Source organism: Streptomyces sp. NPDC033221 (genome assembly GCF_055577005.1).
In genome coordinates, this window is record NZ_JBVIQN010000004.1 from 389,947 (window position 1) to 401,722 (window position 11,776).

Here is an 11,776-nt window from a genome sequence, read left to right on the forward strand (position 1 = left end):
ACCTAGAGATAAGGATGAAGCTGTGGGAGCTGCGGTCGTACGACGAGGTGATCAAGCTGGAGCAGGACCGGCTGGTCTACCGGACACGGCTGCGGGCCCGCTACGGGCGGGCCTGGCGGCGGCGGGCGCCGGTCGAGGCGCTGATGCCGCTGCGGCTGGCGCGGTACGGGGTGCCGCTCACGGAGACGGGGGCGGCGGGGCTGGCGGCGGCGGGGATCGAGGGGCCCGTTTCCGTCCCCGTCCCGGCCGTGTCGGCGGCGCGTCCCGGGGTCGGCGAGTCCGCCGTCGCCCCGGAAGCGCCCGCGGCCCCCGAGCCGCAGGCCCAGGCTCCCGTGTCGACCCCGGCATCGGAACCGGAACCGACCCCCGCCCCGGCACCCGGCCCCGACGACTCCGCGTCCGAACACCCGCCGCACGAGGCACGGTTGACCGTTCCCGTGGCCCCCGGCCGTACGCGTCCCCTCGGCGGTACGCCCCACCCGCTGCCCATCCCGGAACCGCGCGCCACACCCGAGTCCTCCCCCGAGCCCGAACCGACCCCCGAGCCCGAACCGATGCCCGCCCCGGCCCCCGAGCCGACGCCCACCCCCGTACCCCCGCAGCTCCCCACCCCCGACCACCCCGGCCTCCCCGACGACGTCCCCCGTGACGAGGCCTATTACGAGGCCTTCCGTAGGTACGTCGCCGAGAAGAACCACTTCCCCGACTCCCGGCAGTTCGGCCGCTACCTCCTGGAGGTGTACGGCGTCACCGGTCGCGACGGCGGCCCGCTCTCCGAAAGCTATCTGCGGGCGTTCGCGCGGGAGTTCCGGCAGCGGCTGCGGGAGGAGATGGAGACCGCCGAGCACATCCCGTAGCCGCCGCCCCCGCCGGCCTCAGTGCCTCCGCAGCGGCCGCCTCCCCGGTGGCTGCGTGGGCTCCGGGCGGGCTGGCTGGTCGGGGATTTGCCTCTCCTGGGGGTCCTTGTCGGAGACGGTGAGCGGTTCGCCGTAGTGCTGTATTTCGAGGGGCGCGCCCTCGACCATGCTGTACGTCACCGACTTGGCGGTGATCTCGATGCGCAGCCGCCGTCCCAGTACCTGCACCGAGAACGCCAGGCGGGTGAGTTTCTCGGGGAGGCGCGGCGCGAAGGTCAGGCCGTCCTGGCTCGTGTGCCGCATGCCGCCGAAGCCGGCGACGAGGGCGATCCAGGTGCCGGCGAGCGAGGCGGTGTGCAGGCCGTCGCGGGTGTTGTTCTCCAGGTCCTGGAGGTCCATCAGGGCCGCTTCGCCCAAGTAGTCGTAGGCGAGGCGCAGATGGCCGACCTCGGCGGCCACGACGGCCTGGACGCAGGCGGACAGGGAGGAGTCGCGTACGGTCAACGGCTCGTAGTAGGCGAAGTTGCGGGCCTTGTGGTCGTCGTCGAAGCAGTCGCCGCGCTTGTACAGGGCGAGGACCAGGTCGGCCTGCTTCACGACCTGTTTGCGGTACAGGTCGAAGTAGGGGAAGTGAAGCATCAGAGGGTACTGGTCGGGGCGCGTCCCGGAGAAGTCCCAGGTCTGGTGGCGGGTGAAGCCCGCCGACTGCTCGTGCACCCGCAGATTGCGGTTGTACGGTACGGCCACCGCCTCCGCCGCGTCCCGCCAGGACGCGCTCTCCTCGTCGTCGACGCCGAGCGCCTCCGCCTCCCGGGGGTGGCGTTCGGCGACGTCGGCGGCGGCCCTGAGGTTCGCCTGGGCCATGAGGTTGGTGTAGACGTTGTCGTCCGCGACGGCGCTGTACTCGTCGGGGCCGGTGACGCCGTCGATGTGGAAGGTGCCGTGGTGGTCGTGCTGGCCCAGTGAGTGCCACAGCCGGGCGGTCTCCACCAGGATCGGTACGGCGGTCTCCCGCTCGAACTCCTCATCGCCGGTGGCGCACACGTAACGGACGACCGCGTCGGCGATGTCGGCGTTGACGTGGAAGGCCGCGGTTCCGGCCGGCCAGTAGGCGGAGCATTCCGAGCCCTCGATGGTCCGCCAGGGGAACGCCGCGCCGCGCAGGCCGAGTTGGGTCGCGCGCTCGCAGGCGGCGCCCATCGTGTTCTGCCGCCAGCGCAGCGCTTCGGAGACGGCGCCGGGCGAGGTGTATGTCAGCATCGGCAGGACGAACGTTTCGCTGTCCCAGAACGTGTGCCCGTCGTACCCGGAGCCGGTCAAACCCTTCGCGGGGATGGCGCGCTGCTCGGCCCGGGCGCCCGCCTGGAGGACGTGGAAGAGGGCGAAGCGGACGGCTTGCTGGATCTCCGCGTCGCCGTCGACCTCGACGTCCGCGCGGTCCCAGAAGTCGTCCAGGTAGGTGCGCTGCTGGTCGACCAGCCCCTGCCAGCCGGTGCTGCGGGCTCCGGCGAGCGCCGCGTCCACCTGGTCGCGCAGGGCGGGCAGTGAGCGCGCGCTGGACCAGCCGTACGACACCGTCTTCTCCAGGCGCAGCCGCTGGCCCTGCTCCAGGAGCGAGGTGACGGTGAAGCGGGCGGTGTCGTCGCCGCTCTCGCTGTCGGTGCGGGTTTTGCCCTCCGGGCCGTCGACGAGGTGATCGGCGGCGGCCGCCACCCGCAGCCCGCTGCGGCGGGTGCGGTGGATCAGCCGCAGGCGCGCGTCGGAGGCGAAGTGCTCCTCCGGCTCCAGCGGATTGTGCAGCGCCGAGGAGACCCGCGGGTCGCCGCCGGTCTCCGGCAGCTGCTCGTTGGTGACGAGTTCGGACTGCAGGACGACCCGTACCTCGGAGTCCAGGGGCTCGACCTCGTAGGCGACGGCGGCGACGGCCCGCTGGGTGAAGGAGACCAGCCGGGTGGAGGTCACCCGCACGGTGCAGCCGGCCGGCGACGTCCATTCGCAGGTGCGGCGCAGCACTCCGGCACGCAGGTCCAGCACCCGCTCGTGGCTGCGCACCCGCCCGTACCGCAGGTCGAATGGTTCGTCGTTGACGAGCAGCCGGATCAGTTTGCCGTTGGTGACGTTGATGACGGTCTGCCCCGACTCGGGGTAGCCGTAACCGGCCTCGGCGTACGGCAGCGGGCGCAGCTCGTGGACGCCGTTGAGGTAGCTGCCGGGCAGGCCGTGCGGCTCGCCCTCGTCCAGGTTGCCGCGCCAGCCGATGTGCCCGTTGGACAGCGCGAAGACCGACTCGCTCTGCGGCAGCACGTCCAGGTTGAGGTCGGTCTCGCGCAGCAGCCAGGGGTCGCAGGCGTACGAGGAGTGGGTGATCATGCCTGGCCGTCCTCCTTCTTCTCCGGCAGCAGCTCGGCGAGGTCCTTGACGACGATGTCGGCGCCGTGCCGCCGCAGCGCCTCGGTCTGGCCGACCCGGTCGACGCCGATGACGTACCCGAAGCGGCCGGCCCGTCCGGCGTCCATCCCGGCGAGGGCGTCCTCGTAGACGGCTGCCTGCGCGGCGGGGACGCCCAGGTCCCTGGCGGCCTCCAGGAAGGTGTCGGGGTGCGGTTTGCCCGGCAGTTTCCGTTCGGCGGCCACGTTCCCGTCGATTCGTACGTCGAAGAAGTGCTCCATGTCCACGGACGCCAGCACCTCGCGGCAGTTGGCGCTGGAGGAGACGACGGCGGTGGCCAGGCCCTGGTCGCGTACGGCCCGCACATAGCGGCGGGAGCCCTCGTACGCCTCGGCGCCCTGCTCGCGGAGCTTCTTCAGCAGCAGATTGTTCTTGCGGTTGCCCAGCCCGTGCACGGTTTCGCGGTCCGGCGGGTCGTCGGGGCCGCCTTCCGGCAGTTCGATGCCGCGGGAGGCGAGGAAGGTGCGGACGCCGTCGGCGCGCGGCCGGCCGTCCACGTACTCGTCGTAGTCGGAGACCGGGTCGAAGGGGGTGAAACCGGGGCCGTCCCGGTGGTGCAGGAAGTCGTCGAAGGTCTCCTTCCAGGCGGCCGTGTGCACGACGGCCGTCTTGGTCAGGACACCGTCGAGGTCGAACAGACAGGCCCGGACACGGTCCGGCAGCCCGAGTGAGGTCAGCGAATCCGTCATGGGACACGAGTCCCCGCCCGGTGTTCGACGTATGTCTGTTCCGGCCATTTCCCGCCCGGAACGCCGCCGGCGGGCCGGGTACGGCGGGCGCGGCGGGCGGCTACGCGCCCGGGCCCACCCGCTTCCTGCGCTTCTTGCCCGCCTCCCCCCACACACAGAGGGCCAGGCCTGCCGCGGCCATACCGGCGTACGCGAGCGTCGGCAGGTCGTACCAGTGCGGCAGGATGCCCCAGCCCGTACTGTCCGTGAAGATCCGGCCGAGGGCGCCCATGGCCCCCTGGATCAGGACGATGATTCCGAGGACTCCGATGATTTCTCGCATGGGTCCAGCCTCACGCGAGCGGCCCCGGGGATCGTCGTCCCCGGGGCCGAATCGGCACTCCGTCGAAAGGCGCAGCGGCCCGGTCAGGGCCTCATACCCGTACGCGCGCCACGGCAGCCGTCACCGCGGCGCCGGGCCCGCCCCGTCAGGCGCTCACGCCGCCAGCAGCTTGCGCACCCGGTCGGCGCCGACCGCGAGCAGCAGCGTGGGCAGCCGCGGGCCGGTGTCACGGCCGACGAGGAGGTTGTAGAGCAGCGCGAAGAACGAGCGCTGGGCGACCTTCAGCTCCGGCGTCGGCTTGGCGTCCGGCGTCAGCCCGGCCTGGATCTTCGGTACGCCGTAGACGAGCGTGGTCAGCCCGTCCAGCGACCAGTGGTCGTCCAGCCCGTCCAGCAGCAGCCGCAGCGACTCGCGGCCCTGCTCGTCGAGCGAGCCGAGCAGCTCGGTGTCCGGCGCCTCGCGCACGATCGTGCGCTGCTCGGCCGGGACCTGGGTGTTGATCCAGTACTCCGCCTTGTCCAGCCGGGGCCGGGCCTCGTCCAGGGACGTGACCGGGTCGGCCGGGTCCAGCTCGCCGAGGATGCGCAGGGTCTGCTCGTCGTGCCCGCCGGTGATGTCCACGACCGAGGCCAGCGTGCGGTACGGCAGCGGACGCGGGGTGCGGGGCAGCTCACCGGCGGCGGTGCGCACCGCGCGGGAGTGCGCGGCGGCGTCGGCGGGCAGCACCGAGCCGTCGGCGACCTTGGCCTCCAGCTTGTCCCACTCGTCGTAGAGCCGCTGGATCTCCTGGTCGAAGGCGATCTTGAAGGCCTGGTTGGGCTTGCGGCGCGCGTACAGCCAGCGCAGCAGCGGCGCCTCCATGATCTTCAGCGCGTCGCCCGGGGTCGGCACGCCGCCCTTGGAGGACGACATCTTGGCCATGCCGCTGATGCCGACGAAGGCGTACATCGGGCCGATGGGCTGGGCGCCGTCGAAGATCTCGCGCACGATCTGGCCGCCGACGACGAACGACGAGCCCGGCGAGGAGTGGTCCACACCGGACGGCTCGAAGACCACGCCCTCGTACGCCCAGCGCATCGGCCAGTCGACCTTCCAGACCAGCTTGCCGCGGTTGAACTCGCTCAGCCGGACCGTCTCGCCGAAGCCGCAGTCCGTGCAGGAGTACGTCAGCTCGGTCGTCTCCTCCACGTACGAGGTGACGGCCGTCAGGTCCTTCCCGCACTGGCCGCAGTACGGCTTGTACGGGAAATAACCGGCCGAACCGCTGCTGCCGTCGTCCTCGGCGGCCGCGCCGGAGCCCTCGGCGGCCTCCAGCTCGGCCTCGTCGACCGGCTTCTGCGACTTCTTCGCGGGCGCCTTCTTGGTGCGGTACTGGCCGAGGATCGCGTCGATCTGCTGCCGGTGCTTCATCGCGTGCAGGATCTGCTCGCGGTAGGCACCCGAGGTGTACTGCTCGGTCTGGCTGATGCCGTCGTACTCCACGCCCAGCTCGGCGAGGGCTTCGACCATGGCGGCCTTGAAGTGCTCCGCCCAGTTCGGGTACGCGGAGCCGGCCGGGGCCGGCACCGAGGTCAGCGGCTTGCCGATGTGCTCGGCCCACGACTCGTCGACGCCCGCGACACCGGCCGGGACCTTGCGGTACCGGTCGTAGTCATCCCAGGAGATCAGGTGGCGGACCTCATGGCCCCGGCGGCGGATCTCGTCCGCGACCAGGTGCGGCGTCATGACCTCACGCAGATTGCCCAGGTGGATGGGGCCGGAAGGGGACAGGCCCGAGGCGCAGACGATCGGTTTGCCGGGGGCGCGGCGCTCCGCCTCGGCAATGACCTCGTCCGCGAACCTGGAGACCCAGTCGGTCTCGGTGCTCTGCTGAGCCACGATCGGCCCTTCCTCTTCTCACCACTCGACAAGCCTGACGGCGACCATTCTCCCAGACGGCGCCGCCGCCGGATTTTCCCTGTGGAAAACCGATGGAACCGCCGTGGGATACTCGTTGGCAAACCCTTTCCACGCCAACGGAACGGCCTTCATCCCATGACCTCGGTCCCTTCCCTCGCAGCTACGGTCAACCAGCGCGTCGCGGACGCCCTCTCGGCAGCCCTGCCGGAGGCCGGCACCGCGGACCCGCTGCTGCGACGAAGCGACCGGGCCGACTTCCAGGCCAACGGCATGCTGGCGCTGGCCAAGAAGCTCAAGGGCAACCCGCGCGAGCTGGCCTCCCAGGTCGTCGGGCAGCTCGCCACCGGTGACGTGATCAAAGAGATCGAGGTCTCCGGACCCGGCTTCCTGAACATCACCGTCTCCGACGAGGCGATCATCCGGACGCTGGCCGCCCGCGCCGCCGACGACCGCCTCGGCGTGCCGTACGCCGAGAACCCCGGCACCACCGTCATCGACTACGCGCAGCCGAACGTCGCCAAGGAGATGCACGTCGGCCACCTGCGCTCCGCCGTGATCGGCGCCGCGATGGTCGAGATCCTGGAGTTCACCGGCGAGAAGGTGGTCCGCCGCCACCACATCGGCGACTGGGGCACCCAGTTCGGCATGCTCATCCAGTACCTCATCGAGCACCCGCACGAGCTGGACCACAAGAGCGACGACGGCTCCGCCGAGGTCTCCGGCGAAGAGGCCATGTCCAACCTCAACCGCCTCTACAAGGCGTCGCGCGCCCTCTTCGACTCCGACGAGGAGTTCAAGGACCGCGCCCGCCGCCGGGTCGTCGACCTCCAGGCCGGCGACGAGGAGACGCTCGCCCTGTGGCAGCGCTTCGTCGACGAGTCGAAGGTCTACTTCTACTCGGTCTTCAACAAGCTCGACATGGAGATCCGGGACGCGGACGTGGTCGGCGAGTCCGGCTACAACGCCATGCTGGAGGAGACCTGCCGCCTCCTGGAGGAGTCCGGTGTCGCGGTCCGCTCCGACGGCGCGCTCTGCGTCTTCTTCGACGACGTCAAGGGCCCGGACGGCAACCCGACCCCGCTGATCGTCAAGAAGTCCAACGGCGGTTACGGCTACGCGGCCACCGACCTGTCCGCCATCCGCGACCGCGTGCAGGGCCTCGGCGCGTCGACCCTCCTGTACGTGGTCGACGCCCGCCAGTCCCTGCACTTCAAGATGGTCTTCGAGACCGCCCGCCGGGCCGGCTGGCTGGGCGATGACGTACAGGCCGTACAGCTCGCCTTCGGCACCGTCCTCGGCAAGGACGGCAAGCCGTTCAAGACCCGTGAGGGCGAGACGGTGCGGCTGGTGGACCTGCTCGACGAGGCGGTGGACCGGGCGACCGCCGTGGTCCGCGAGAAGAGCGAGAAGATCGGCCTGACCGAGCAGGAGATCACCGAGAACGGCACCCAGGTCGGCATCGGCGCCGTGAAGTACGCGGACCTGTCCACCTCGGCCTCCCGCGACTACAAGTTCGACCTGGACCAGATGGTCTCGCTCAACGGCGACACCAGCGTCTACCTCCAGTACGCGTACGCCCGTATCCAGTCCATCCTGCGCAAGGCCGGCGACGCCGCCGCGCCCAAGGCCCACCCGGAACTGGAACTGGCTCCGGCGGAGCGCGCGCTGGGCCTGCACCTGGACCAGTTCGGGGAGGTCCTGGAGGAAGCGGCGGCCGCCTACGAGCCCCACAAGCTGGCCGCGTACCTCTACCAGCTCGCCTCTCTCTACACGACCTTCTACGACCAGTGCCCGGTCCTGAAGGCCGAGGGCGGCAGCGAGCAGGTCGAGAATCGCCTGTTCCTGTGCGACTTGACGGCGCGCACGCTGCACCGCGGCATGGCGCTGCTGGGCATCCGGACGCCTGAGCGGCTCTGAGGCCGGAGCAGCTCTCACCAGGAGCGGCTCCGACTCCCGTCGAGGGTCCGCGGGGCGGTTGATCAGCAGCGGACCGACGCGGTCAGGCGGCGCAGTGCGGCCTGGGCGGGCGGGCCCCAGGTGGGCTTGCCCCCGGGACGGCCGTGCACACCGGCGTCCCCGATGAGGATGCCGCCGAGGGCCCGCAGCACCGCCCAGCCGCGGGCGCGACGCAGGGTCGCGGCGTCCGGGCCCGGCCGGTAGGCCTCGTGGAAGCGGTCGGCGGCGTGCTCCGGCAGCAGAATCCAGGGGGCGGCGAGGTCGCACGCCGGATCGCCGGCGCAGAGGTCGCCGAAATCGATCACGCCGCTGAAAGTGCCGTCCGTGGTCAGGACGTTGGCCGGGTGCAGGTCGCCGTGGATCCAGAGTGCCGGTCCCGCCCAGGCGGGGGCGGCCACGGCGTCCTCCCAGACCGCGCGGGCGGCGTCCGGGTCGGGGATCAGCCCCAGCCCGGTGGCCGAGGCGAGCCCTCGGAGAAAGCTTTCGGCATGGGCGGCCAGCGGCCCCCCACGGTCATCACGGCCCATGGGCGCCCCCTGGTGGGCGGGCCGGTGAAGAGCCGTCAGGAAGGCGGCCAGGGAGTCGGCCGCCTCCCCGGCGCGGGTGACGGGCGCACGGTCGGCGGGCTCGCCCGGCACCCAGGTCGTGACGATCCACGGCCGCGGAAACCGCCCGGAAGGCTCACCGAGGCGCTGTGGAACGGGCACCGGAAGCGGAAGGCGCGGGGCGAGGACGGGCAGCCAGGCGTGCTCCTTGCGCAGCAGCGCGTCCGCGGACTCCGTCGCCCAGGGCAAGCGGACCGCGAGATCGTCGCCGAGCCGCCACAGCTGGTTGTCCCAGCCCCGCGCGCCGAGCGTCACCGGCCGGTCGGCCAAGTCCGGGTGCTGGTCACGCAACAGGTCCCGGACCAGCTCCGCCGTGATCTCCAACTCGGTGTGGGTCATGCGGCGTCACGATAGCCCGGCTCAGTTCCCGGCGGGCTCCCAGACGTTCTTGTCGTACCGGTAGTTGTAAGCCGGGCGGTCCTTCATCGCGCTCGTACGGAACGGCCGGCCGTGGTCGTCCAGACGCAGCGTGCCGCGCCGCCCGCCACTGCTCCACTCCAGCTCCAGGTACCAGCTGACGTCGTTCGTCTCCGCATGCGCGTCGATGTACAGCGCCTGTGGGTCGGACGCCGACACCTTGAACGGGAAGTCGGTCGCCGGAATCCTCCGGTCCCCCTGCTCACCGGCCACCGGCCGCATCCGCGGCTGCGCCGCGTCCAGCCCGACGTCGAACGAGGCCGGGACGAGCCCGCCGCCGCAGCCGTTACCCATGGAGTACGCGGAGCCGACCGCCGCCGCCGTGCGCGCGGTGGCCCGTACGGTCAGCGAGTGCAGTACGACCGCCTCGTTCCCCGTACCCTGCACCGCCAGCGACACCCGGAGATGCCCGCCGGGTACCCCTCCCAGCGCGTTCGCCCAGCCGCGCGCGTCCACTCCGGTGGGCGGCGGCGGAACCTCGGTGGGCGGCTTGTCGAGCATGTACCAGCGGTCGCAGGGGTCGTCCCAGTTGTTCGTACGGACATCGACGGTCAGCGGAGAACCACTGCCCCGGCCGCTGCCACCGCCTGCCTCGCCCTTGCTCTCTCCTTCACCTTCACCGGACGAGGCCGCGCCACCGGTCGGGCTCGCGGTGGCCGATTCGCCGCGCGGCTTCGGCTTGCCGGTCGCCCCGGAGGCGGAGGCGGAAGTGGACGCGGACGCGGAAACGGACGGCTTGCCGGAGAGACCGCCGTCCGGGGCCGGGCCGCCACCGCCGTCGGCCACCCGCGTCCCCGCCGAAGCCGCCCGGTCCGGCCCCGAGGAGGACGCAAAGCTGACGACGGCAATGGGCACGGCCAGCGCGACGACGGCGGCGCCTATGAGGGCGAGGCGGAGTTTGGGGCGGGTGAGGTGGATGGGGAGAGTGGGGGCGGGTGGCTTTACGGGCTGGGGGACGGGTGGCGGCGTGGGGGCGGGAGCCGGGGCGGGGACTTGCTCGTTCCTGTCCGAGGGCTTGTTCGCGTCAACGGGCTCGCCCTCGCCCCCGGGCACGGACTTCGGCGCGCCCTCTTCCGACGCGGCCTCCACCGAAGCGGAAGCCTCCACCGCCCGCCGCCCCCGTGCCGCATCCGCCAGGATCCACCGGCGATGCAGCTCGACCAGTTCCTCCGGTTTCGCGCCGCACACCCGGGCAAGCCGCTCCACGGGTGCGTAGTCCGTCGGTACCGCGTCGCCGTTGCAGTAGCGGTGCAGCGTGGACGTACTCATGTGCAGGCGCTTGGCCAGAGCGCCGTAACTCAGCCCTGACCTCGTCTTCACCTCGCGCAGCAGTGCCGCGAACCCGTCCGTACCGGAAGCCGTGCTCACTGTTCCCCCTCCGCCTCGTCCCGGAACACCGTTCCAGGCAACCCCCATTCCCCCAGGTCAGGGTACGCGTATTCGTTCCAGCGTCCCGGATGTGCGGGCGGCCGTTGTGGCCGGGACGGACCCTCGCACAGGCTGTGACCACCGACGACGCCCCGACCGGGGCCCTACCGGGGAGCAGCCGTGCGGACCCGATTCCGCTGTCCTCTCGAACCGGCCGATTTCGCGGCGCTGGGCGTACTCGCCTTCTGTGCCGTCGTCATCGCAGCCCTACTGCACCGCATCTGATGCGCCGTCCACCTCCATGACCTTTCGGGGAGCACCACCCATGCGTTCGCGTCTCTTCACCACCCGTACCGCCCGTGTCGCCGCCTCCGGCGCTGCTGTCGCCGCCGCCCTCTCGCTGACCGCGTGCGGCGGGGCCGAGGACGGCAAGAAGGCCGCCGGTGCCGAGCAGCCCGCGGCCTCGTCCGCCCCGTCTCCCGCGGAGGCCTCCGGGGGTTCGGACGGTACGAGCGGCACCGGCGGTACGGGCCCGTCGGCGAAGTCCCCCTCGGACGGCGGCTCGCAGGGCGGCGGTCAGGGCTCGCACGCGGCCCCGACCAAGACCGGCTCCGGCTCCGGCTCCGGCTCCAGCTCCGGCTCCGGCTCCGGCGGGAAGCACGGCACCTCGCCCGGCGGGAAGTCCACGACCTGCACCGCGGCCAACACCAAGGTGACCGTCTCCAAGCTCAGCCGCCCCATCAATCACCTGCTGCTCACCGTCACCAACATCGGTTCGACCCGCTGCGACGCGTACCACTACCCGGCCCTGCGCTTCGACGACGCCCAGGCGGCCACCGCGGTACGGCAGGACAGCAAGCCGCAGGCCGTGGTGTCCGTCGAGCCGGGCCGGTCCGCGTACGCGGCCGTGCGCGCGTCGGACCCCGCCGGGGAGGCCGGCGGCGGCAAGACGGTGCGCAGCCTGGACCTGTTCTTCGCGAACCGGGACGGCGGCTACGCCGAGCGCCCCGCCCGCCCCACCCTGCCGAAGGGCACGTACATCGACGACTCGGCCCAGGTGACGTACTGGCAGACCGAACTGGACGATGCCCTCTAAGCCCCCCGTTATGTTCTTCGCGGCTCTGCAATGGGGCTGCTGGCCTCCGGGCCCGGCATGGCTGTTGCCCCCTGTCGAAGGCATGACCTGGGGGGTGGTGTCACCGGGTCCGGGAGGTG

9 protein-coding genes are annotated in these 11,776 nt (G+C 71.7%); 3 read left to right on the forward strand and 6 right to left on the reverse strand.

Annotation, left to right across the window (positions count from 1 at the left end; all coding sequences use genetic code 11):
- Positions 1 to 14: 14 nt before the first annotated feature.
- Complete coding sequence (locus ACZ53K_RS07690) at positions 15 to 857, forward strand: hypothetical protein (RefSeq protein WP_468832781.1); 843 nt, start codon at positions 15 to 17, stop codon at positions 855 to 857.
- Positions 858 to 875: 18 nt separating this feature from the next.
- Here ACZ53K_RS07690 and ACZ53K_RS07695 read toward each other — a convergent pair whose 3' ends face one another.
- The 4 genes from ACZ53K_RS07695 to lysS all read right to left on the reverse strand — a co-directional run bounded on the left by ACZ53K_RS07695 (position 876) and on the right by lysS (position 6,194).
- The gene (locus ACZ53K_RS07695) at positions 876 to 3,227 is read right to left on the reverse strand and encodes a glycoside hydrolase family 65 protein (RefSeq protein ID WP_468832783.1); all 2,352 of its coding nucleotides are present in this window, start codon (positions 3,225 to 3,227) and stop codon (positions 876 to 878) included.
- Positions 3,224 to 3,994 carry an HAD family hydrolase gene (locus tag ACZ53K_RS07700; RefSeq protein WP_468832784.1) on the reverse strand — a complete coding sequence of 257 codons (771 nt, stop codon included), beginning with the start codon at positions 3,992 to 3,994 and terminating at the stop codon, positions 3,224 to 3,226. The genes ACZ53K_RS07695 and ACZ53K_RS07700 overlap by 4 nt, the downstream gene beginning before the upstream one ends.
- A gap of 100 nt (positions 3,995 to 4,094) precedes the next feature.
- A complete protein-coding gene (locus tag ACZ53K_RS07705; protein ID WP_468832785.1) occupies positions 4,095 to 4,316 on the reverse strand; it encodes a hypothetical protein in 222 nt (73 codons plus the stop codon).
- A gap of 153 nt (positions 4,317 to 4,469) precedes the next feature.
- Complete coding sequence (gene lysS, locus ACZ53K_RS07710) at positions 4,470 to 6,194, reverse strand: lysine--tRNA ligase (RefSeq protein WP_468832787.1); 1,725 nt, start codon at positions 6,192 to 6,194, stop codon at positions 4,470 to 4,472.
- Between the two features lie 156 nt (positions 6,195 to 6,350).
- Between lysS and argS the strand changes: the two genes are divergently transcribed.
- On the forward strand, positions 6,351 to 8,132 hold the full coding sequence (gene argS / locus ACZ53K_RS07715; protein WP_468832788.1) for an arginine--tRNA ligase: 1,782 nt from the start codon (positions 6,351 to 6,353) through the stop codon (positions 8,130 to 8,132).
- A gap of 62 nt (positions 8,133 to 8,194) precedes the next feature.
- On the opposite strand, the gene ACZ53K_RS07720 is transcribed toward argS, so the two are convergent.
- Positions 8,195 to 9,115 (reverse strand): aminoglycoside phosphotransferase family protein, encoded by a 921-nt coding sequence (locus ACZ53K_RS07720; RefSeq protein ID WP_468832789.1) that lies wholly within the window; start codon positions 9,113 to 9,115, stop codon positions 8,195 to 8,197.
- Positions 9,116 to 9,136: 21 nt separating this feature from the next.
- On the reverse strand, positions 9,137 to 10,561 hold the full coding sequence (locus ACZ53K_RS07725; protein ID WP_468832791.1) for a helix-turn-helix domain-containing protein: 1,425 nt from the start codon (positions 10,559 to 10,561) through the stop codon (positions 9,137 to 9,139).
- A gap of 325 nt (positions 10,562 to 10,886) precedes the next feature.
- On the opposite strand from ACZ53K_RS07725, the gene ACZ53K_RS07730 reads away from it, so the two are divergent.
- Entirely contained in the window at positions 10,887 to 11,657 is a 771-nt protein-coding gene (locus tag ACZ53K_RS07730; protein ID WP_468832792.1) for a DUF4232 domain-containing protein, read from the forward strand.
- The last annotated feature ends 119 nt before the right edge of the window (positions 11,658 to 11,776 follow it).

Bases quoted from the DNA above. Each gene is read 5' to 3' on its own strand.
- ACZ53K_RS07700 (WP_468832784.1), bottom strand. From the start codon at position 3,994: ATGACGGATTCGCTGACCTCACTCGGGCTGCCGGACCGTGTCCGGGCC.
- ACZ53K_RS07705 (WP_468832785.1), bottom strand. From the start codon at position 4,316: ATGCGAGAAATCATCGGAGTCCTCGGAATCATCGTCCTGATCCAGGGG.
- ACZ53K_RS07690 (WP_468832781.1), top strand. From the start codon at position 15: ATGAAGCTGTGGGAGCTGCGGTCGTACGACGAGGTGATCAAGCTGGAG.
- ACZ53K_RS07695 (WP_468832783.1), bottom strand. From the start codon at position 3,227: ATGATCACCCACTCCTCGTACGCCTGCGACCCCTGGCTGCTGCGCGAG.
- ACZ53K_RS07730 (WP_468832792.1), top strand. From the start codon at position 10,887: ATGCGTTCGCGTCTCTTCACCACCCGTACCGCCCGTGTCGCCGCCTCC.
- argS (WP_468832788.1), top strand. From the start codon at position 6,351: ATGACCTCGGTCCCTTCCCTCGCAGCTACGGTCAACCAGCGCGTCGCG.
- ACZ53K_RS07720 (WP_468832789.1), bottom strand. From the start codon at position 9,115: ATGACCCACACCGAGTTGGAGATCACGGCGGAGCTGGTCCGGGACCTG.